A 20891-nucleotide genomic window follows, 5' to 3' on the forward strand; every position below is an offset into this window, starting at 1 on the left:
TAAAATGAGCAGTTTTTCTCATATTAATGATGAAAATCAACCAAAAATGGTGAATGTTTCCGATAAAAAAATCACCAAGAGAACAGCAACAGCCAAAGCTACTATGTTTTTAGGAGAAGAAATTATTAGCAAGTTTTCTAATAATGAACTTACTACTAAAAAAGGGCCTGTATTTCAAACAGCTATAATTGCGGGTATTCAAGCAGTTAAAAAAACAGCAGATTTAATACCCATGTGTCATCCTTTACTAATTAACGGAGTTGACATTCAAATTAATATTACTGATAATCAGCATGCTCAAGTATTATGTAAAGTTACCATTGAAGGTAAAACAGGGGTAGAAATGGAAGCGCTCACTGGCGCAACCACAAGCTGCTTAACAATTTATGATATGTGTAAAGCCATACATCAAAACATTACTATTAAAGAAGTTAAACTAATTGAAAAAACTGGAGGAAAAGCTGATTTCTCCATCTCTAAAAATTAATATAACAACAATGACAAAGCATCAAAAACACACTAATATTACCAAAAAACATACCGATAACTTTGCGCCAAACGAAATTGCTATACTAGGTACTAATTGTACAATTATAACCGATTTAGTAAACAAGCTTAGCCAAAATTTATCTCAATACAATATTGGGTACTTTGATGCATCACACGCTAAAGATGTAGCTCCAAACACACTTTCTACATACACATTTCATCATGAAGGTAATGTTGACATTGCCTCTAAATTACCTATCAACAAATATGTACAGCGCCTTCAATTTTCTCAACATGACATTGTTTTTATAAATGGAAATCACTATCAAGGTGCTAAACAAATTTTAATTTTAGACGAAAAAAAAGAAGCCTCTGTAGAAAAACGTTTAAGTCAAATAACCAATATTCAGTTTATTATAAAACTCACTGATGACGTTGTTTTTTTTCCGTGTTTAGAAGAAAAGTTCCCTCATATAAAAAATATTACTACTTATCACATCAATGATATTGATGCAATTACTAAACATACAAAAGCTATAGTTGAGGCTTTAACACCTCCTGTAAATGGGTTGGTTTTAACTGGTGGAAAAAGCACAAGAATGGGTAGTGACAAGTCTTTACTAAACTACCATGGAAAACCCCAAAGAGAGCATGCTAAAACCCTTTTGAATCAAAAGTTAGATAAGGTGTATTTTTCTGTAAAAAACACCACAAATAAGGAGGCAGAAATTGCTGATAGCTTTATAAACCTTGGCCCTTTTGGTGGAATATGCTCAGCATTTCAACAAAATCCTAATACTGCTTGGTTTGTATTGGCAACTGATTTGCCTTTTGTTAATGAAACTCTAATTCAAAAAATAATTACTGAAAGAGACCCAAGCAAAGTAGCTACTACTGTAAAAGGTATAGATAATGAGTTTCCTGAACCATTAATCACTATTTACGAACCAAAAGCATATCCAATACTATTGCAATATTTGGCCCAAGGATATTCATGTCCTAGAAAAATGTTGATTAATAGTGATGTTAAAGTTATTGATGTTCCAAATGTATTAATTCAGAATATTAACACTCCAGAAGAATATTTAAACGCTAAAAAGGAAATAATAAGAAATAAAAAACTTACAACTATTTAGTTTTTAGTTGTTTATTTTTTTAAATTTATACTAAAGTTTCTTTCTAACTTTAAAAAAAATATTTTTAAAAATGGATCAATTGTATGAGTTTTTTGAAAAGTTTTTTAATACCTCTGACTGGCCTCCTCGATGGCACTGTGGTAAATGGAGTGATTTTCATGGATGGCTTTATATTGGAAGTGATGTTGCTATTTGGTTAGCCTATTTTTTAATACCTGTTATTCTTATTTGGTTTTTACAAAGAAAACCTAACGTTCCATTTTTACCTGTTTTTTGGTTATTTAGTGCATTCATCATTCTTTGTGGTGCTACACATATTATTGATGCTATTATTTTTTGGAAACCCCATTACCGAATTAGTGCTGTTGTAAAATTTTTAACAGCAATTGTAAGCTTTTTAACTGTTTTTGCATTAATAAGAGATCTTCCTAAAGCATTAAATATTCAAACAGAAGATAACGATTTACTCAAAAAAATTAATGATCAAGAGGAAACAATACAGCAACTAAAAGAAGAAATTACCAAACTAAAAAGTAATGACTACTAGTTATACAAATAAAGATTGGATACAAAATGGAATATTATTTTTTTTAGCAACCTTATTAACGTGTACTTTATTTATAGCTCACATAAATATTTCTAAAAATATTCCGTTTGGAGCATTGTACTGCATGGTAATATTATACAGTTGGTTATTACCTTGGAAAAATACTGCAATTTATGCAGGGATCATTTGTAGCATATTAATATTTACAGCAGTTTTATTTAGTTATAATGATTATCAATCAACAGATTTAGTAGGTATCAATACTACTATTTCACTCATTACCTTATGGATTACCGTAAGCCTTGTGACAATAGCTAAAAGAGGTTTTGAAGAGTTAGAAATTATAAAAAACAATCTAGAAAAAACCGTTAAACGTAAAACTATAGATCTAAAAGAGAGTGAACAACTGTATAAATTTCTCTATGAAAATGCTAATGAAATGTATGCTAGTATATCTCCTGAAAACGGAGCTATTTTAAAGTGTAATACTACATTAGCTAAAAAATTAGGATATTCTAAAAAAGAGCTAATAGGACAACCTGTATTTAAAATTTATAGTGACAACTCTGAAGATAAAATTAAAAATTTACTAAAGCTATTTAAAAGTAAAGGTTACATCAAAAATGAAGAAGTAACATTACAAACTAAAACCGGCAAAACCATAAAAGCTATTTTAAATGTATCGTCCGTTAAAGACGAAAACGGAGAAATTATTTACAGCAGATCTAGTTTATTTGATATAACAGAGATTAAAAATTTAGAATATAAATTTTCTGCATTATTAGAAAGCGCACCTGATGCCATTTTGATTGTTAATAATAAGGCTGAAATTATAATTAGCAACAAACAAGCTCAACATCTTTTTAAATATAAAAAAGAGGAATTATTAGGCTTAAAGACAGCACAATTAATTCATAAAAAACACCGTAGAAATATTGAAAATTACTTTGCAAAACCTCATAAAAATCTAACTCACTTCAAGCAAGAACTACATGGATTAAATAAAGATGAAATAGAATTCCCAATTGAAATTACCGTAAACCCTATTAAAACTTTTGAAGGTCCACTAATTATAATTGCTATTAGAGATATTTCTGAAAGAAAGAAACTACAAAAAGAGCAAGAAATATTTAATAAAGTGCTTCAAAATAAAAACAAAGAATTAGAGCAATTTGTATTTATTGCCTCTCATGATTTACAAGAACCTTTAAGAACTGTTCATGATTTCTCTAATCTGTTAAATGAAAAATACGCCGAACAATTAGATGAAGAAGCAAATATTTATTTAAACTTTATTTTAAGTGCTAACGAGAGAATGAAAAGCTTAATTACGGGATTGCTTAATTACGGATTGCTTGGTAAAAAGGAACAAAAAATAACAGTAGATTGTAATGAAATAATAAATCAAGTAATTGATGATTTAGGTAGTGCTTTACAAAATACTAATGCTATTTTTCAATATGAAAAGTTACCAAACATAAACTGTTATGCAACAGAATTACGTCTATTATTTCAAAATTTAATCAGCAATGCACTAAAGTTCAGAAAGCAAAATGTAAGCCCAATAATTAAAATTTCCGCAGAAAAAAAACAGGATCATTGGCTATTTTGTGTTGAAGATAATGGAATTGGAATTTCAGAAAAACACAAAGATAAAATATTTATAATATTTCAGAGACTGCATAACAGAGAAGATTTTGAAGGTATTGGAATTGGTTTAGCTCATTGTAAAAAAATTGTAGCACTACATGAAGGTGAAATATGGGTAGAATCTAAAGAAGGAAAAGGAAGTGCTTTCTATTTTACCATACCTCATACAAATCTCAAAGTTAATAACATCAAAGCCATTGAAGTATAAATACACAAAAGAAAGCCTAGATAAACCAAGCTTTTAGTACCAAAGGTGGGACTCGAACCCACACGTTCTTGCGAACATCGGATTTTGAATCCGACGTGTCTACCAATTCCACCACTTTGGCAATTGTTAAAGAGCTGCAAAGCTAAATAATTTTATCGTAATTCGTTAAAAAAATCTTTTAATTCCCGTTAAAATAGTTTTACTTTTGCGGTTAACAACAACACAATTAAACATCAATTTTAATGTCTACTAAAACATTATCACCTAAAATTTTTGCTTGTTCTCAAAGTACAGAGTTAGCAGAAAAAATAGCCAAAGAATATGGTATTCCACTAGGAAACGTAAAAACCACTCACTTTAGTGATGGTGAATTTCAACCAGCTTTTGAAGAATCTGTAAGAGGAAGACGCGTATTTATTGTTGGATCAACATTCCCTACGGCAGATAATTTAATGGAAATGCTATTAATGTTAGATGCTGCTAAACGTGCCTCTGCTCGTCATATTACTGCTGTGATGCCTTATTTTGGTTGGGCGCGTCAAGACAGAAAAGATAAACCAAGAGTAGCTATAGGTGCTAAATTAGTAGCCAACTTATTACAAGCTGCTGGTGCAACTAGAATTATGACCATGGATTTACATGCTGATCAAATTCAAGGCTTTTTTGAAAAACCAGTAGATCATTTATTCGCTTCTACCATATTTTTACCATACATCCATGGTTTAGAATTAGATAATTTAACCATTGCCTCACCAGATATGGGAGGATCTAAAAGAGCCTATGCTTACTCTAAATTTTTACAAAGTGATGTAGTAATTTGCTACAAACAACGTAAAAAAGCCAATGTAATTGAACATATGGAGTTAATTGGTGATGTAAAAGACAAGAATGTTATTTTAGTTGATGACATGATTGATACTGGTGGAACTTTAACCAGAGCGGCAGGTTTAATGATGGAACGCGGAGCAAAATCTGTAAGAGCAATTTGTACGCATCCTATTTTATCTGGAGATGCTTATGAAAAAATTCAAAACTCTCAATTAACAGAGTTAATTGTTTCAGATACAATTCCTTTAAAAAAGCAAGTTTCTAAAATAAAAGTTGTATCTTGCGCCGCTTTATTCGCTGATGTAATGCACAAAGTGCAGTCAAATACATCTATAAGCGATCAGTTTTTAATGTAGTAAATTAATAAATAATTATATAATGCAATCAATCACAATTAAAGGATCTCAAAGAGAAAGCGTGGGTAAATCTGCAACGAAAGCCTTACGTAATGCTGGAAAGGTTCCTTGCGTGTTATACGGAGGAGACAAGCCAGTTCATTTTTCTGCTGATGAAAAATCATTCAAGAACTTAATCTATACTCCAAATGTATACACGGCAACGATTGAGCTTGAAGGACAAACTTATGCGGCTGTTTTACAAGACATCCAGTTTCACCCAGTAACTGATAAAATCTTACACATCGATTTTTACCAGTTATTTGAAGATAAGCCTGTAACAATGGAAATTCCTGTTAAATTAGTAGGAACTTCTAAAGGTGTTATGGTTGGTGGTGCTTTACGTCACAACATGCGTAAGTTAAAAGTGAAAGCTTTACCAGCTAATTTACCAGATTTCATTGAAGCAGATATTACTGAGTTAGAAATTGGTAACAAACTTTACATTACTCAATTAGCAAACGAAAACTTTACATTCTTACACCCAGATAACACTGTGGTTGCACAAGTACGTATGTCTCGTAACGCTGCGAAAGCTGCTGCTGAAGCTGAGAAATAATATAGTATAGTATATATTACTAAGTATAAAAGCGTTACCTTGTGTAGCGCTTTTTTATTTTTATAAAATGAATTTCTTACTCAACTTATTTAACTTTAAAAAGAATACCACTGAAAATCCCATGAAAAAGTTTTTAATTGTAGGACTTGGAAATATTGGTGAAAAATATGACGAAACTCGCCACAATATAGGTTTTAAAATTGTAGACGCCTTTGCAAAAGAGCATGGAGGTACTTTTGAAACAGAAAAACTAGGTGATGTTGCTAAAGTACGTGTAAAAGGTAAAACGGTTATCGTTTTAAAGCCAAACACCTACATGAATTTGAGCGGAAAAGCAGTAAAATATTGGATGCAGAAAGAAAATATTTTAACTGAAAACACCTTAATTATTACTGATGATTTGAATATTGATTTTGGAACCATCAGAATTAAAGCAAAAGGAAGTGCTGGCGGACATAATGGTTTAAAGGATATTCAAGATAAACTAAACTCTGGAACTTACCCAAGATTTAGATTTGGTGTTGGGGCAGATTATCGAAAAGGAAATCAGGTAGATTTTGTATTAGGCACCTGGAATAACGAAGAACAAAGCGCTTTGATAGAAAGAATTCCTACTTCTGTAAAAGCAATAGCATCTTTTATAAATGCGGGTTTATCGAATACTATGAACGAATTTAACGGTAAATAAAAAAAGGAAAGTTAATAACTTTCCTTTTTTAATTATCAGCAGCAAACCACTCTGCAAAACTAGTTTCAGTTTCTTGAAGTTTTATGGCATGAAGCTTAATATTATCTGGTAATCTATTTTTAATTTTCTGAGCAAAATCAATCACCATCATCTCACTAGTTGGCTGATAATCAACTAAAATAACATGATGTCCTCTATCTTGTAATTCTTTTGCAAGCTCTACGTGAGGGGTGTTTTTATTAAACACAGTAGCATGGTCAAACACATCTACTATTTCCTCTTTTACTATTTTTTTAAGGTCACCAAAATCAATCACCATTCCAAACTTTACATTATTAGCATCTGTAATAGGCGAACCAATTACTGTAACAGAAAGCTTGTAACTATGTCCGTGAACATTTTTACATTTTCCGTCATAACCATATAATGCATGACCAGTTTCAAAATTAAACTGTTTGGTTATACGTATAGTACTCATTATCGTCTGTTTCTAAATTTGTTGTAAAAATACACAACTACTAAAGCTATGGCTAAGAATAGAAATAAATAATTATCCATTATAAACTCTTTTTTAATTATTCGCCGAATGTACGAATTTGTTTAACAACTTTAGTAATTCCAAACACTAAACCACCTAATAAAACAACAGCTAAAATAACGGCTAATGTTGGGTTGTGTGCAATCCATTTACCTGCTTGATAACCGCTTTGATAAGCAGCATTATAATCTGACTTTTGTAGTAAAAACATATATTACTTTAATTTTTTTTCAAAACAAATGCTATTTTCAGCATTTTCGTAAGGCGGATAATTGGCAATTACTGTATAGTTATTCTTTTTATATAAACCAATTGCTTCAACTTGATTTACACCTGTTTCTAAAATACAACTTGTAAAATTGAGTTCTAAAGCCCAAATTTCAAGCTCTTTTAAAATAGTTGAAGCTACTCCTTTACCTCTACATTCTGGCAAGGTAAACATTCTTTTTATTTCTATAACAGCATTTTTATAAGGTTTTATTGCTCCACATGCAACAGCTTTGTTATTATCAAAAGCTAAAACTACATGTTGAATTGTATCTAACTTATTAAACTGATCATAAAATTCATGTTCGTCACCATCTGTAATTGATAAAAATGAATCTAACTTAATAACGAGCTCTTTAAATATATCATTTTCCGCTGTTGTTCTTTCTATTGTTATCACTTTTTAAATTTAGCCAAGGCGTTTTTAGTAAAGTCAGATAACACCAATTTACCCGATGTTTCAGCTCTTTCTATTAATAATGCATCCCAATGATCGGTACCTTTCCATAGTGCTTTTTTCATTTCAAGTAAAGCATCTGGATTATATTGAGCTATTTTTTCTGATAAAATCTCTACTTCTTTATCCAATTCAGTAATTGTATCAAAAACCTTAGCATATAAACCTTTTTCTTTTGCCCAATAAGCATTTTTCCAGCTTGTAGCATCTAACGTTAATTCTGCTAAGCCACTTACACCAACTTTTCTTTCTACAGCAGGTGCTATTACAAAAGGACCAATACCAATGGTTAATTCAGATAATTTTATAGCTGCTGCTTCTGTTGCTAAAGCATAATCACAAGCTGCTGCTAAACCTACTCCTCCACCTACAGTTTTACCTTGTATTCTTCCTATAACTAATTTATTACAGCTTCGCATAGCGTTTATTACATTAGCAAAGCCTGAAAAGAAAGCTTTCCCGTCTTCTAAATTATCTATAGCTACTAGCTCATCAAAAGAGGCTCCTGCACAAAATGCTCTTTCACCTTCCGATTTTAAAATAATTACAGCAACCTCATCGTTAGTAGCTAATAGTTTGAATTCATTAGCTAATCTGGCTAATAATTCTGAAGGAAAAGAATTACTTGCTGGATGACCAAACTCTATAGTTGCTATTTTATTTTGAATTTTAGTAAATAAACTTCCGTTGGTTCTTGTAGTAAGTGTCATGAATATAGTTGTTTCTTCAAAAATAGTGGTAATTTTATTTTTTGAAAAATTATGAAAGCTGAAAACCTTAAAATAAAATCAATATTTGGTCTGCCAAATAATAATGATTTAACACAACTGTTATGTCTTTACAAAACTATTTTTGAGGTTAATACCAACGATTATTTTGTTGATAGAATTCAAAATCAAACCGATTTAGTTTTTTTAATTGCTTATAAGGAAGAAATTCCTGTTGGATTTAAAATTGGCTATAAACAAAATTCAAACACCTTTTACAGTTGGCTTGGTGGTGTTTTACCAGCGTTTAGGCAACAGGGGATTGCCAAGGTTTTGGCTGAACATCAAGAAGCTATTGTGCTAAAAAAGGGATATCAAAAGATAGCTACAAAATCAATGAATCAATATAAAGCTATGCTTATTTTTAACTTAAAAAACGGGTTTGATATTACTAATTTTTACACCAACGAGCTTGGTGAGCAAAAAATAGTTTTTGAGAAAAAACTTTAATCACTCTTTAACTAACGGTAAAAACTTACTTCTAAACTTGATAATTAAGGGAATGCCACGTGCTATTATCCATAAAAAAAATGCAATCCAAATAGCATATAACTTATAATTAAGCGCATCAAAAACTAATAACACAGGAATAAAAACTAGACATGTGGTGAATAATAGAAGGTTTCTTAAATACTTCATTTCTCCCATTCCTTTAAACATTCCATCATAAATAAATGCTAATGAACAAAAAGGTTGCATGCATAATATCACCCAAAAAACTTCGTAAAACGCAACTAAAACCTCATTTTCTTGCGTAAATAATATCCCTATTTTATTGTAAAAAACAAAACCTATTAAAGCCATTAAAAGACCTAATAAAAAACCATATAACAACAACTTATTGCCAAGTTTAATTAGTGTTGAATAAGCTTTTGCTCCTAATAATTTACCTGATAAAATATTACCTGCAGATGCATAACCATCTATAATAAAAGCACCCATTAACCATAAATTTAGCCCAATAGTATATGCTGCAATATATTGATTGCCATACGCTGTAGCGTAAGATGTTCCGAAATAAAGAGCTAGATTTAAAGCAATGGTTCTAACAAATAAATTTAACACCATGTTTATAAAACGAGGTATTTCTTCATGAAATGGCAATGTAAAACGTAGTGTTATCGCTGTTTTTTTATATAATAATACTAATGACAATAATGCCATAATAACCTGTGCTAAAACGCTTGCATATGCTGCTCCTTGAATATGCATTGGAGCTATAAAACCATCTACTCCGTAAACCAACACAACATCTAACAAAATATTAACCAATGTACCCACTAATGCAATTACCATAGGATAAAAAGTATTTTGCAAACCTCTAAAAGTACCGTATACAGCTATTGTAAATAAGGTAAAAGGAAATCCGAATGCTCTAATTTTATAATAAGCTACAGCATAAGCTAACACTTTACCAGAAGCGTTGTAAAATCTAAAAATTTGCTCTGCAAAAGGGTAACTTAGTAGTAATATTAGCAAACTAGCAGCTACAACAATAACAGTAGCTTGAGCCGGTAAGGTTTTAATTGCTCCTATTTTATTTGCACCTACATATTGTGAAACAATTGAAGAAATACCGCTACGTGTTTGCCCAAAAACCCAAATTAACATTGATAAAAAAGCACCTACAATACCAATTGCTGCTAAACTTTCAGTAGCATCATAAGAAACATTACCAACAATAGCTAAATCTGTTGTGGATAACAAAGGCTCTGCTACACCAGCAATTAATGCAGGAATTGCCAGTTTGTTAATATGTTTAAAACTGATATTGTGCATGGTAAACATCTAATTCCAAGATATCTTTGTTTATTAAACGTAATATTTAGTAGATTTAAAAAACTTTTTATAACCATCATATAATCTATAAAGTTGATAGATAATAATACCAAAAAAAAGAATATTTAAATCATTATTTTCATGTTTGCTATTTCCAAATAGCAAAATTAATGTTGATAATAAAATCCAAAAAAATAAACCTCCTCTATCAAGTAATAGTCTTTTTAATCTATACTTAAAAAGCTCTTTTTTCATACCATGTTTTTCAAGAGTTTCTACCATTCTTTTAGAAAAACAAAAATCAATGATACCTAAATTTTCAGGATATAGATAAATACAAGGAATTTTATTTAATGAGTAAGCTTTTTTCTTTTCTCTATATCTTTCTCTTTCTGCTTTACTATGGTTCCACCTTCCATAAAACTCGACATAAATACCGTAATCTTTTAAGAAAAAATCAACGTCACGATAGGATTTTGAATCTCCTTTTAAATTGAAAATTCTTTTTTCTCGTTCAAAATTTAAATTTTCGTTTTTGAAATAGTCGGAAATAAACCTTTCTCCTTCTGATATTCTTTCTTTCTCTTTTTGCATATTTTTATTTCTTTACCAACATACGTTTAATTTCGTTCAATTTCATTAAAGCCTCAATGGGCGTTAAAGTGTCTATGTTGGTTGCTAAAATCTCTTCTCTAATATCCTCTAGCAAGGGATCATCTAACTGAAAAAAGCTCATTTGCATATCTTGATGCTGCGTATCTTTTAACACTTCCTTTACTTCTTTATGAGAATGACTTTCTTCTAACTCTTTTAAAATTTTATTAGCTCTATGAATTACACTGTTTGGCATCCCTGCTAACTTGGCAACATGAATACCAAAACTATGATTGCTTCCTCCGGCGACAAGTTTTCTTAAAAAAATAATACTATCTTCTAACTCTTTAACTGAAACATTATAATTTCTGATTCGCTCAAAAGTAGTTGTCATCTCATTTAACTCATGATAATGTGTGGCAAATAAGGTTTTTGCTTTACTTGGGTGTTCATGCAAGTACTCAGCAATCGCCCAGGCTATTGAAATACCATCGTAGGTTGAAGTTCCTCTTCCAATTTCATCTAACAATACTAAACTGCGCTCTGAAATATTATTTAAAATGGAAGCCGTTTCGTTCATCTCTACCATAAAAGTAGATTCTCCCATAGAAATATTATCACTAGCTCCTACTCTTGTAAAAATTTTGTCTACAATACCAATTCTAGCGTTTTGAGCTGGCACATAACTTCCCATTTGTGCCAACAATACTATTAATGCTGTTTGACGTAAAATAGCCGATTTACCAGACATGTTTGGTCCAGTAATCATAATTACTTGTTGTTGATTTCTATTTAAAACAACATCATTCGCTATATATTCTTCTCCAATTGGAAGTTGTTTTTCAATTACAGGATGACGACCATTTTTAATTTCTAAATCTGTACTATCATCCATTGTAGGACGTACATAATTATTTTCAATAGCTAACGTTGCAAAAGATAGAAGACAATCTATCTTTGCAATAACTTGTGCATTTTGTTGTACCTGGTTAACAAAACCTATTACATATTGAACTAACTGAGTAAATAAGCTTACTTCTAATGCTTGAATTTTTTCTTCTGCTCCTAAAATTTTGGTTTCATACTCTTTTAACTCTTCTGTAATATATCGTTCTGCGTTAACAAGCGTTTGCTTTCTAATCCATTCTTGCGGAACCTTGTCTTTATGAGTATTTCTTACTTCAATATAGTAACCAAAAACATTATTAAAAGCTATTTTTAAAGTAGGAATTCCTGTACGTTCAGTTTCCCTAGCCAACATTTGATCTAAGTATTCTTTGCCCGAATTTGCTATGCTTCTTAACTCATCTAACTCTTCAGAAACACCATTAGCAATAGCATTACCTTTAGCAATATTAACAGGTGCCTCTTCTAGTAAAGTTTCAGCTATTTTATTAATAAGCTCATCACATGAAAATAATTGTTTTCCTAACTCTTGAACTGTTAAGTTTTTACTTTTTTCAGATGCTTCTTTTATTGGTAAAATTGCCTTTAATGAGTTTTTAAGCAATACCATTTCTCTTGGAGAAACTTTTCCTGTAGCTACCTTAGAAATTAGTCTTTCAATATCTGATACTTGTTGTAACTGATACGTTACTGTTTCTAAAAAAGCATCATTACCTATTAAATATTTAACTAACTCATGTCGTTCTTTAATTTCCTCTAAATTTTTAAGAGGCAAGGCCAACCAGCGTTTTAACAACCTACCTCCCATGGCAGACGTTGTTTTATCAATTACATTTAATAAACTAACAGAGTTTACAGCATTACCGCCATATAACTCTAAGTTTTTAATAGTAAATCGGTCCATCCAAACATACCTGTCTTCTGCTATTCGATTAATACGTTGAATGTGTGCTAATTTATTATGCTGCGTTTCAGATAAATAATACAAAACAGCTCCACCTGCTACAATACCTTGCGTAATATCTTCAATTCCAAATCCTTTTAAATTTTTAACATTAAAATGATCGGTTAAACGTTCATATCCATAATCTTTTTGAAAAACCCAGTCATCTAAATAAAAAGTATGGTATTGGTTTGTAAACAACTCTAAAAATTGTTGCTTGTGTTTTTTCTCTACCAATACTTCACTTGGCATAAAGTTTTGAAGTAACTTGTCTATATACTCTTCATTACCTTCTGCTACTAAAAACTCTCCGGTAGATACATCTAAAAATGATACGCCTAGTTGTTTTTTTCCAAAATGAACAGCTGCTAAAAAGTTATTGGTTTTAGATTGTAATACCTCATCATTTAAAGCTACACCAGGAGTTACTAATTCTGTTACCCCACGTTTTACTATTTTTTTAGTCATTTTGGGATCTTCTAACTGATCACAAATAGCAACTCTTAAGCCTGATTTAACTAATTTTGGCAAATACGTGTTTAGTGAATGATGAGGAAAACCTGCCAGGGCCGTTTCACTTTCGCTTCCGTTACCTCTTTTGGTTAAAATAATACCTAAAACTTGTGATGCTTTAATGGCATCTTCTCCAAAGGTTTCATAAAAGTCTCCTACTCGAAAAAGCAGCATAGCATCAGGATATTTTGCTTTAATTCCGTTATATTGTTGCATTAATGGAGTAACCTTTTTTGCCTTTGTTTTTGCCAAGTTTATGGATTTTTTAATTTAGTTTTGCGAAGATAGAAAAAAGTCTTTAGCTTATTGCTTTACACATTAGCTTTTACCTTAACATCTTAAAAGTTATACCCTAAAAAAATGAGAAAATTAAAAAACAGCGAGCTTGGTAGAATTACTGTTGATGAGTTTAAACAAACCCAAAAAACACCCATTATTGTGGTGCTAGATAATATTAGAAGTTTAAACAATGTTGGGGCTGTTTTTAGAACCTCTGATGCTTTTTTAATAGAAAAAATTTACCTCTGTGGTATTACTGCCACACCTCCTAATAAAGAAATTCATAAAACTGCTTTGGGTGCTACAGAATCTGTAGCTTGGGAATATGTAGAAGATACCTTAACACTAGTTAACCAATTACAAGCAGATAATATAAAGGTAGCTACCATAGAACAAGCAGAAAATGCAACTATGTTACATGAATTTACACCTAAAACCAACCAAAAATACGCTGTTGTATTTGGTAATGAAGTAAAAGGTGTACAACAAAACGTAGTAAACAATGCAGACATGTGTATTGAAATACCACAATTAGGAACCAAACACTCTTTAAATATTGCCGTAAGCTGTGGAGTTGTTTTATGGGATTTATTTTCTAAAATACGTTATTAATGTACTAACATGGTATTGATGTAATAATTACAATATGTTAAAAACCGCAAAAATGTAGTGGTTTTTGCACAAAAACATGTTAAAACCCCTTTTTTTACAAGAAAAACATTATATTTAAAAAAGTAAAAATAATATTAACCTTTTAAATTTTGTGAAAAATGAAAAACAATTACAAAAACTATGTAGCTAGTCTTAGAAAAGACGATAACGGAAATGGTAACGGCACTCAAGTTGGTACTGGTGGCACAGGGGGTACCGGAAGTACTGGAGGAGGTGGTACTCAAGGTGGAGACGGAAAAAAATAACTATTAAAAACCCTTTAAATAGGGTTTTCTTTTTTTAGTATGCTACATACTGGTTTTAAAAAACAACTTTTAAGTTTACTGCTTTTATTTAGTGTTCAGCTAAGTTTTAGTCAAAAAAAAACTGACAGTTTACTAACTATTGCATTAGATAAAGGCTATACTGCTTATTTTAATAGACATCCTAAGTTATTAGCTAACGAAATTAACAATATAAAATCTCTTTACAACACAAGTAAAGACTCTACTACACTTGCCTATTATTACCAATACAAAGCAATGCTTTCTAAACTTCATTTTAAAAATGATAGTGCTTTCTATTACTATAATGAATCTAAAATAATTTCTGAAAAAATTAAAGACTCTCTAGCTGCAGGAAGACGCTTGCTAAGTATTGGAATACTGCAGCATAAACTAAACGATCATATTGGTGGAGAAATAACCTTAATTGAAGCGCTTAAATTTTTAGAACCCATACAATCTAACAAATATCTAGAACGTGTTTATAATTCCTTAGGAACAATACATAATTACTTATTAAATGAAAACGAGGCTTTAATGTACTACAATTTAGCTTTAGAGTATAACAAAAAAAACAACAATCCTGTTGGTTATTTATACTTACTTAATAACATTGGTTTAAATTATCAAAAAAATAACAAAAATAAAGAAGCTCTTACTTATTTTACAAGAGGCCTCGCTTTTGATAGTATCAAAACAAAATATCCTACACAATATACTTTTTTATTAGAGAACTTTGCCATTAGCACTTTAAAACTTAACTATAATGCAAAAGTTTTAGATTATCATTTAGAAGTTTTAAGTATAAGAGAACAACTAAAAGATTATTATGAAATATCTTCAAGTCACTTATTAATTACAGACTATTATATTTTAAAAAGTAATACAAAAAAAGCTATTTATCACGCGCAACAAAGCCTAGAGTTCGCTAAAAAAACTCATAATAATCAGCGTTATTTAGAAGCTTTAAATAAGTTATCTAACTTACATACTGGAGAAAAATCTAAAAATTATCTAGTAGAATATATTAATTTGAATGATAGTTTAATTAGGCAAGAAAGAAACTTAAAAAACCGCTTTGCCAAAATTAAGTATCAAACAGAAAAAAAAGAGCAAGAAAACAACCTATTAAAAGCTGAAAATGAACAAAAACAAGTACAAATAAACTATGAAAAACAACAAAAAACAATTGGTTGGTTGTTTGCCGCTATTAGTTTATTAGGCTTAAGTTTAAGTGCTTCATTTTTTGTTATTAGAAGAAAACAATTGGTATTTAATGCACAGCTTCAAAAAGAAGAAGCAAGAGAGCATGAACGCCAACAAATTGCAAAGTCTTTGCATGATGAGGTGGCAGGAGATTTACGTTTACTACATCTAAAACTACAAAAATCAGCATTACATACAGAAGCAGCAAAATTAGAAAGTGTAAAAGAAAATGTAAGAAATCTATCACACCAATTAAGTAGTGTAAGTTTTGATAAAGTAAGTTTTAAAGATCAAATAATTAATTTAATCTCAGATTATTTTGAACTTGATTTTAAAATAAAGGTAACTGGCTTAAAAGAAATAGATTGGAGTTTAGTTAACAATTCTATAAAAAGATTACTGTTTTTAAGTATAAGAGAAAGTATTCAAAATTGTAAAAAGCATGCCAACGCAACAAAAGTGAACATACATTTTACACACAACAAAAAAAATGTATTTTTGGAAATAACTGATAACGGTAAAGGTTTTGATACCCAAACACAAAAAAAAGGCATTGGCTTACATAACATACAAAGTCGTGTTGAAGAGCTTAAAGGAAGCTTTGTGATTGAAAGTGAAATTGGTAGCGGAACCCAAACCCGAATTCAAATTCCGTTAAATGGCTAAAAATATTAAAATCTTAATAGTAGACGACCACCAATTAATTATAGAAGGTATTTTAACCGCTTTAAAAAATATTGATGGTTTAACTACAGAAACATGTAATAATTGTGATGAAGCATTTAGTAAAATAAAAACCGCGGTTCATGATGTACCTTTTGATATTTTATTTACTGACTTAAGTTTTGATAATGTTACCGAAAACTCTACGCTTGATGGTGGCGAAAGCTTAATAAAAGCCATAAGAAATTTAAATATTGATATTAAAGTAGGTATCATTACTGGACATACCGAAACTAACAGAATTTTCAACGTAGTTCAAAATCTAGAACCTATTACTTATTTACTAAAAGATAAATGTAATACTGAAGAACTCCAATTTGCCATTAGTAAGATGATGAAAAATGAAATGTATTATTCTCATGAAGTTCATCAAAAGTTATTAAAACGAGCTTTGGTAGAAATTCAAATGGATGAGGTGGCAATCCAAATTTTAAAAGAACTTCCTAAACACCCAAAAATTAGCAACTTAGAAGGTGTTATTAAAAAAGATGACGGAAGCTTACTAAAAATCCGATCAATAGAAAACAAACTAGCAAAATTAAGAACCGATTTACAGGCTAACAACAATACGCATTTAGTACTGAAAGCCATTGAATTAGGAATTATTGATTAATAATACAGAAATCCACAAAATAACCTGCGGAAATCACTTTTCAGATAAAAATCAAGTAATCTACATTTGTTTTGAATTTAAAAATTCATGTGGGAAAACTTGATAAAAGAAATTGAAACTGTAAAAAAAGCCTTTAAGTAGTTACTTAAAGGCTTTTTTTTATGATAATTTTAATACAATTTACGGAAAACCACATATAAAATTGTGAATTCCCCTTTTTTAAATCTCGAAAAGGATTCTACATTTGAATCATCTTATAACATTGTTCTAAGATTTATTTGGGGGGATTATAAACCTTCTAACGTTAATTCGTTAGAAGGTTTTTTTATTTTAAAAACTAACTATGCGGAAATCCACTTTACAAAATGCAGAAAACCATTATACAACACTAATAATCAGTTGTATATTTGTAGTGTAATTATTTAATTACAACTGGGGATTAATTTAATTTTTAATTATTATGGGGATTTTAATTAAAAATGTTAGTAAATCTTTTGAAAGTTTCGCAGTATTACTTTCTGTGTGTGGGAAAGGTGCTAGCTACGCTATAAGAAACTAAAAGATTGCTAAAAAAGGGTTGAAAACCTTTCTGATAATATCAGAAAGGTTTTTTTATTGCCATTAGTTTACTAAATTGCTTCTTTAACCCAACTACATGTCGAAATATATTATTGCGTTAGATCAAGGCACCACAAGCTCTAGAACAGTTATTGTTGACAATGAAGGAACAATTATTGCTATTGAACAAGAAGAGTTTGAACAAATATTCCCAAATTCTGGATGGGTTGAACACGATCCTAAAGCTATTTTAAAATCTCAATTAAATACTTTACATAAAGTACTAACCTCATCAAAAATAGCTGTAGAGGATATAGCTGGTATTGGCATTACCAACCAAAGAGAAACCACTGTTATTTGGAATAAAAATACAGGTGAGCCAATATACAACGCAATTGTATGGCAAGATAAACGTACTGCAAATATTTGTGAAGAATTAAAACGTAAAAACTTAGCAAATCATATTAAAAAAACTACTGGTTTAATTATAGATAGTTATTTTTCTGCAACCAAAATACATTGGATTTTAAACAATGTGCCAAACGCCAAAAAACAAGCATTATCTGGCGATTTACTTTTTGGCACTATTGATACATGGCTACTTTGGAATTTAACCAACGGAAAGGTTCATGCTACAGATTACAGTAATGCCTCTAGGACTATGTTGTACGATATTAAAAACTTACAATGGGACAATAAAATATTAGAAGAATTAGAGATTCCTAAAAACATACTTCCAAAAGTGCATCCATCTTCTCATACATTTGGATTTTACAATCTTCATGGCGTTTCAATACCTATTGGAGGAATTGCAGGAGATCAACAAGCAGCTTTATTTGGTCAGGCTTGTTTTAAAAAAGGAGAAGCTAAAAATACGTATGGTACTGGCTGTTTTATGTTAATGAATACTGGTGATGAAATTCAATATTCTAAAAACGGATTGTTAACCACTATTGCTTGGGGGATTAATAATAAAGTGTACTATGCCCTTGAGGGTAGTGTTTTTGTTGCTGGCTCTGCTGTACAATGGTTAAGAGATGGATTAAAAATAATTGAAACAGCTGAAGAAAGTGAAGCTTTAGCTGATTTAGTTACCGAAGAAAACCCCGTATATGTGGTTCCTGCCTTTGCTGGCCTTGGGGCTCCTTACTGGGATATGTATGCAAGAGGTGCTGTTTTTGGATTAACAAGAGATACTGGAAAAAACCATTTAATAAAAGCAACATTACAATCTTTAGCATACCAAACAAAAGATGTATTAGACGTAATGCAAAAAGATAGTGAAGTTCCATTAAAAACATTAAAAGTTGATGGAGGTGCTTGTGCAAATGATTTATTAATGCAGTTTCAGGCTGACATATTAAATACTACTGTTGAAAGGCCTGAAAATACAGAAACTACTGTTATGGGAGCAGCATACTTGGCAGGAATTGCCGTTGGCATGTGGAAGCAAGAGGATATCACAGTAGATAGAGCAATAGACACTTTATTTACTCCTAAATTCTCATCAGAAAAAAGAAATAGATTATATAAGAAGTGGCAAAAAGCAGTAGAAAGAACCAAAAATTGGTTAGATTAATATGGGTAAAATTTTAACTAAAATAACATCAAGAACTCTACAATTTATAGAAAAACAACACGTATTCTTTGTCGCAACAGCTCCAAAAAAAGGTCGAATAAACCTATCACCAAAAGGCATGAATAGTTTAAAAGTTTTAACTCCAAATCAACTAATTTGGTTAAATGTTACAGGAAGCGGCAACGAAACAGCTGCGCATATAAATGAAAATGGTAACATTACTATTATGTTTTGTGCTTTTGAAGGAGCTCCAAACATTGTTCGCATTTACGGTAAAGCAAGAGAAGTTAAACCATCTGATAATGATTGGAAAGTTTTATGCAGTAAATTACCGAAATTGCCAGGTGCTCGTCAAATTTTTGATGTTACTGTGGCGAGCGTTCAAACTTCATGTGGAATGTCTGTTCCTTTCTATGAATATAAAGGAGAACGTAATGAATTAAACGAATGGGCCGAAAACAAAGGTGAAGATGGTATCCAAAAATACTGGAAAGAAAAAAATCAAACCAGTATTGATGGGTTACCAACACATATTATTTAAAAGCGTTTAATCCGGTAATATCTAAACCTGTTATTAGTAAATGTACATCATGTGTACCTTCATAAGTTACTACACTTTCGAGGTTCATTGCATGTCTCATTATAGAATAATCCCCCGAAATACCCATAGCACCTAAAATTTGTCGTGCTTCTCTAGCTATATCTAAAGCCATTGCTACGTTATTTCTTTTTGCCATTGAAATTTGTGCAGAAGTAGCCTTGCCTTCATTTTTTAGAGTACCAAGTCTCCAAGCCAATAACTGAGCTTTAGTAATTTCGGTTATCATTTCTGCTAATTTTTTTTGTTGTAATTGAAATTGACCTATAGGTTTTCCAAACTGAGTTCTCTCTTTTGCATATCGCAAAGCGGTATCGTAACAATCCATTGCAGCACCAATTGCTCCCCATGCAATTCCATACCTTGCGGCATCTAAACACAATAAAGGAGCGCCTAAACCAGATTTATTGGGCAATAAATTTTCTTTAGGAACTTTTACATTATCAAATATTAATTCTCCAGTTATAGAAGCTCTTAAAGACCATTTGTTTTTAGTTTCTGGAGTCGTAAAACCTTCCATCCCTCGCTCTACTAGCAAGCCATGAACCCTACCTTCTTCATTTTTGGCCCAAACAACAGCTACATCACAAATTGGTGCATTAGAGATCCACATTTTTGCTCCATTTAACAAATAATAATCCCCCATATCTTTAAACTTAGTTTCCATTCCTCCAGGGTTGCTTCCGTGGTTTGGTTCTGTTAACCCAAAACTTCCTATCCATTCACCTGAAGCTAGTTTTGGTAAGTATTTATTTCTTTGAGCTTCGTTTCCATAATTATAAATTGGCCCCATAACTAAAGAGGTTTGTACCGATGCTGTAGATCTAATTCCACTATCTCCACGCTCTAATTCTTGCATTATTAAACCATATGATATCTGATCCAAACCTGAGCCTCCGTACATTTGAGGTATGTAGGCACCAAACGCACCAACTTCTGCCAAACCTGGAACAAGGCTAACGGGAAACTCAGATTTTTGAGCGTAATTTTCTATGACGGGTGAAATATTCTTTTTTACCCATTCTCTAGCACTGTTTCTTACTAAAATATGTTCTGAAGTTAATAAGTCATCTACATTGTAATAATCTGGAGCTTGAAATAAATCGGTTTTCATGGGTATTTGTTTTCTTCAAAAA

General features: G+C 31.0%; 22 protein-coding genes and 1 tRNA gene. 14 read left to right on the top strand and 9 right to left on the bottom strand.

Annotated elements, in window-relative coordinates; genetic code table 11:
* Window positions 1–4 precede the first annotated feature (4 nt).
* From moaC to ACFQ1U_RS12270, 4 genes are all read left to right on the top strand, one after another.
* Window positions 5–487: a cyclic pyranopterin monophosphate synthase MoaC gene (gene moaC, locus ACFQ1U_RS12255; RefSeq protein WP_386108779.1), complete on the top strand. Its 483-nt coding sequence runs from the start codon at window positions 5–7 to the stop codon at window positions 485–487.
* A 10-nt stretch (window positions 488–497) separates the two neighbouring features.
* On the top strand, window positions 498–1625 hold the full coding sequence (locus tag ACFQ1U_RS12260; protein WP_386108780.1) for an NTP transferase domain-containing protein: 1128 nt from the start codon (window positions 498–500) through the stop codon (window positions 1623–1625).
* 70 nt (window positions 1626–1695) lie between these two features.
* Window positions 1696–2172: a hypothetical protein gene (locus ACFQ1U_RS12265; protein ID WP_386108782.1), complete on the top strand. Its 477-nt coding sequence runs from the start codon at window positions 1696–1698 to the stop codon at window positions 2170–2172.
* Entirely contained in the window at window positions 2162–4030 is a 1869-nt protein-coding gene (locus ACFQ1U_RS12270; RefSeq protein WP_386108784.1) for a PAS domain-containing sensor histidine kinase, read from the top strand. The genes ACFQ1U_RS12265 and ACFQ1U_RS12270 overlap by 11 nt, the downstream gene beginning before the upstream one ends.
* 37 nt (window positions 4031–4067) lie before the next feature.
* Here ACFQ1U_RS12270 and ACFQ1U_RS12275 read toward each other — a convergent pair.
* Window positions 4068–4151 (bottom strand) — tRNA-Leu (locus tag ACFQ1U_RS12275).
* 121 nt (window positions 4152–4272) lie between these two features.
* On the opposite strand from ACFQ1U_RS12275, the gene ACFQ1U_RS12280 reads away from it, so the two are divergent.
* The 3 genes from ACFQ1U_RS12280 to pth all read left to right on the top strand — a co-directional run bounded on the left by ACFQ1U_RS12280 (window position 4273) and on the right by pth (window position 6500).
* Window positions 4273–5214, top strand: a complete 942-nt coding sequence (locus ACFQ1U_RS12280; RefSeq protein ID WP_386108786.1) for a ribose-phosphate pyrophosphokinase — start codon at window positions 4273–4275, stop codon at window positions 5212–5214.
* A gap of 22 nt (window positions 5215–5236) precedes the next feature.
* Window positions 5237–5812 (top strand): 50S ribosomal protein L25/general stress protein Ctc, encoded by a 576-nt coding sequence (locus tag ACFQ1U_RS12285; protein WP_386108788.1) that lies wholly within the window; start codon window positions 5237–5239, stop codon window positions 5810–5812.
* Window positions 5813–5933: 121 nt separating this feature from the next.
* Window positions 5934–6500: an aminoacyl-tRNA hydrolase gene (pth, locus tag ACFQ1U_RS12290; protein WP_386108790.1), complete on the top strand. Its 567-nt coding sequence runs from the start codon at window positions 5934–5936 to the stop codon at window positions 6498–6500.
* A 28-nt stretch (window positions 6501–6528) separates the two neighbouring features.
* Here the strand turns inward: pth and ACFQ1U_RS12295 are convergent, their stop codons facing one another.
* The 4 genes from ACFQ1U_RS12295 to ACFQ1U_RS12310 all read right to left on the bottom strand — a co-directional run bounded on the left by ACFQ1U_RS12295 (window position 6529) and on the right by ACFQ1U_RS12310 (window position 8472).
* On the bottom strand, window positions 6529–6978 hold the full coding sequence (locus tag ACFQ1U_RS12295) for a 6-pyruvoyl trahydropterin synthase family protein (RefSeq protein WP_386108792.1): 450 nt from the start codon (window positions 6976–6978) through the stop codon (window positions 6529–6531).
* A gap of 97 nt (window positions 6979–7075) precedes the next feature.
* On the bottom strand, window positions 7076–7249 hold the full coding sequence (locus tag ACFQ1U_RS12300; protein ID WP_386108794.1) for a hypothetical protein: 174 nt from the start codon (window positions 7247–7249) through the stop codon (window positions 7076–7078).
* A gap of 3 nt (window positions 7250–7252) precedes the next feature.
* The gene (locus ACFQ1U_RS12305; protein ID WP_386108796.1) at window positions 7253–7705 is read right to left on the bottom strand and encodes a GNAT family N-acetyltransferase; all 453 of its coding nucleotides are present in this window, start codon (window positions 7703–7705) and stop codon (window positions 7253–7255) included.
* Complete coding sequence (locus tag ACFQ1U_RS12310) at window positions 7702–8472, bottom strand: enoyl-CoA hydratase/isomerase family protein (protein WP_386108798.1); 771 nt, start codon at window positions 8470–8472, stop codon at window positions 7702–7704. The genes ACFQ1U_RS12305 and ACFQ1U_RS12310 overlap by 4 nt, the downstream gene beginning before the upstream one ends.
* 51 nt (window positions 8473–8523) lie before the next feature.
* On the opposite strand from ACFQ1U_RS12310, the gene ACFQ1U_RS12315 reads away from it, so the two are divergent.
* On the top strand, window positions 8524–8979 hold the full coding sequence (locus tag ACFQ1U_RS12315; protein ID WP_386108800.1) for a GNAT family N-acetyltransferase: 456 nt from the start codon (window positions 8524–8526) through the stop codon (window positions 8977–8979).
* Here ACFQ1U_RS12315 and ACFQ1U_RS12320 read toward each other — a convergent pair whose 3' ends face one another.
* Genes ACFQ1U_RS12320 through mutS form a run of 3 tightly spaced genes read right to left on the bottom strand, consistent with a single transcriptional unit; the run spans window position 8980 to window position 13516 of the window.
* Window positions 8980–10308, bottom strand: coding sequence for an MATE family efflux transporter (locus ACFQ1U_RS12320; protein WP_386108802.1), 1329 nt, complete (start codon window positions 10306–10308; stop codon window positions 8980–8982).
* A gap of 33 nt (window positions 10309–10341) precedes the next feature.
* Complete coding sequence (locus ACFQ1U_RS12325; RefSeq protein WP_386108804.1) at window positions 10342–10902, bottom strand: hypothetical protein; 561 nt, start codon at window positions 10900–10902, stop codon at window positions 10342–10344.
* A gap of 4 nt (window positions 10903–10906) precedes the next feature.
* Window positions 10907–13516 (bottom strand): DNA mismatch repair protein MutS, encoded by a 2610-nt coding sequence (gene mutS, locus ACFQ1U_RS12330; protein WP_386108806.1) that lies wholly within the window; start codon window positions 13514–13516, stop codon window positions 10907–10909.
* A gap of 108 nt (window positions 13517–13624) precedes the next feature.
* Between mutS and ACFQ1U_RS12335 the strand changes: the two genes are divergently transcribed.
* The 6 genes from ACFQ1U_RS12335 to ACFQ1U_RS12360 all read left to right on the top strand — a co-directional run bounded on the left by ACFQ1U_RS12335 (window position 13625) and on the right by ACFQ1U_RS12360 (window position 19698).
* Window positions 13625–14155: an RNA methyltransferase gene (locus ACFQ1U_RS12335; protein ID WP_386108808.1), complete on the top strand. Its 531-nt coding sequence runs from the start codon at window positions 13625–13627 to the stop codon at window positions 14153–14155.
* 158 nt (window positions 14156–14313) lie between these two features.
* Window positions 14314–14460, top strand: a complete 147-nt coding sequence (locus ACFQ1U_RS12340; protein ID WP_386108810.1) for a hypothetical protein — start codon at window positions 14314–14316, stop codon at window positions 14458–14460.
* 39 nt (window positions 14461–14499) lie between these two features.
* The gene (locus ACFQ1U_RS12345) at window positions 14500–16350 is read left to right on the top strand and encodes an ATP-binding protein (RefSeq protein ID WP_386108812.1); all 1851 of its coding nucleotides are present in this window, start codon (window positions 14500–14502) and stop codon (window positions 16348–16350) included.
* On the top strand, window positions 16343–17020 hold the full coding sequence (locus ACFQ1U_RS12350; RefSeq protein ID WP_386108814.1) for a response regulator: 678 nt from the start codon (window positions 16343–16345) through the stop codon (window positions 17018–17020). Before ACFQ1U_RS12345 ends, ACFQ1U_RS12350 begins: the two co-directional genes overlap by 8 nt.
* Before the next feature lie 655 nt (window positions 17021–17675).
* Entirely contained in the window at window positions 17676–19157 is a 1482-nt protein-coding gene (gene glpK, locus ACFQ1U_RS12355) for a glycerol kinase GlpK (protein ID WP_386108816.1), read from the top strand.
* 1 nt (window position 19158) lies between these two features.
* A complete protein-coding gene (locus ACFQ1U_RS12360) occupies window positions 19159–19698 on the top strand; it encodes a pyridoxamine 5'-phosphate oxidase family protein (protein ID WP_386108818.1) in 540 nt (179 codons plus the stop codon).
* On the opposite strand, the gene ACFQ1U_RS12365 is transcribed toward ACFQ1U_RS12360, so the two are convergent.
* Complete coding sequence (locus tag ACFQ1U_RS12365) at window positions 19691–20869, bottom strand: acyl-CoA dehydrogenase family protein (RefSeq protein ID WP_386108820.1); 1179 nt, start codon at window positions 20867–20869, stop codon at window positions 19691–19693. The two genes, ACFQ1U_RS12360 and ACFQ1U_RS12365, sit on opposite strands and share 8 nt — an antisense overlap.
* Between the last annotated feature and the right edge of the window lie 22 nt (window positions 20870–20891).

Origin of the sequence: Tenacibaculum geojense, assembly GCF_042676005.1 — a bacterium.
GTDB classification, from domain to species: domain Bacteria; phylum Bacteroidota; class Bacteroidia; order Flavobacteriales; family Flavobacteriaceae; genus Polaribacter; species Polaribacter geojense.

Coding starts and splice junctions, on each gene's coding strand:
- ACFQ1U_RS12350 (WP_386108814.1), top strand. CDS start 16,343: ATGGCTAAAAATATTAAAATCTTAATAGTAGACGACCACCAATTAATT.
- ACFQ1U_RS12365 (WP_386108820.1), bottom strand. CDS start 20,869: ATGAAAACCGATTTATTTCAAGCTCCAGATTATTACAATGTAGATGAC.
- ACFQ1U_RS12315 (WP_386108800.1), top strand. CDS start 8,524: ATGAAAGCTGAAAACCTTAAAATAAAATCAATATTTGGTCTGCCAAAT.
- ACFQ1U_RS12300 (WP_386108794.1), bottom strand. CDS start 7,249: ATGTTTTTACTACAAAAGTCAGATTATAATGCTGCTTATCAAAGCGGT.
- ACFQ1U_RS12295 (WP_386108792.1), bottom strand. CDS start 6,978: ATGAGTACTATACGTATAACCAAACAGTTTAATTTTGAAACTGGTCAT.
- ACFQ1U_RS12325 (WP_386108804.1), bottom strand. CDS start 10,902: ATGCAAAAAGAGAAAGAAAGAATATCAGAAGGAGAAAGGTTTATTTCC.
- ACFQ1U_RS12285 (WP_386108788.1), top strand. CDS start 5,237: ATGCAATCAATCACAATTAAAGGATCTCAAAGAGAAAGCGTGGGTAAA.
- ACFQ1U_RS12260 (WP_386108780.1), top strand. CDS start 498: ATGACAAAGCATCAAAAACACACTAATATTACCAAAAAACATACCGAT.
- ACFQ1U_RS12360 (WP_386108818.1), top strand. CDS start 19,159: ATGGGTAAAATTTTAACTAAAATAACATCAAGAACTCTACAATTTATA.
- ACFQ1U_RS12340 (WP_386108810.1), top strand. CDS start 14,314: ATGAAAAACAATTACAAAAACTATGTAGCTAGTCTTAGAAAAGACGAT.
- ACFQ1U_RS12280 (WP_386108786.1), top strand. CDS start 4,273: ATGTCTACTAAAACATTATCACCTAAAATTTTTGCTTGTTCTCAAAGT.
- ACFQ1U_RS12335 (WP_386108808.1), top strand. CDS start 13,625: ATGAGAAAATTAAAAAACAGCGAGCTTGGTAGAATTACTGTTGATGAG.
- ACFQ1U_RS12320 (WP_386108802.1), bottom strand. CDS start 10,308: ATGCACAATATCAGTTTTAAACATATTAACAAACTGGCAATTCCTGCA.
- ACFQ1U_RS12310 (WP_386108798.1), bottom strand. CDS start 8,472: ATGACACTTACTACAAGAACCAACGGAAGTTTATTTACTAAAATTCAA.
- moaC (WP_386108779.1), top strand. CDS start 5: ATGAGCAGTTTTTCTCATATTAATGATGAAAATCAACCAAAAATGGTG.
- ACFQ1U_RS12265 (WP_386108782.1), top strand. CDS start 1,696: ATGGATCAATTGTATGAGTTTTTTGAAAAGTTTTTTAATACCTCTGAC.
- ACFQ1U_RS12345 (WP_386108812.1), top strand. CDS start 14,500: ATGCTACATACTGGTTTTAAAAAACAACTTTTAAGTTTACTGCTTTTA.
- glpK (WP_386108816.1), top strand. CDS start 17,676: ATGTCGAAATATATTATTGCGTTAGATCAAGGCACCACAAGCTCTAGA.
- pth (WP_386108790.1), top strand. CDS start 5,934: ATGAAAAAGTTTTTAATTGTAGGACTTGGAAATATTGGTGAAAAATAT.
- ACFQ1U_RS12270 (WP_386108784.1), top strand. CDS start 2,162: ATGACTACTAGTTATACAAATAAAGATTGGATACAAAATGGAATATTA.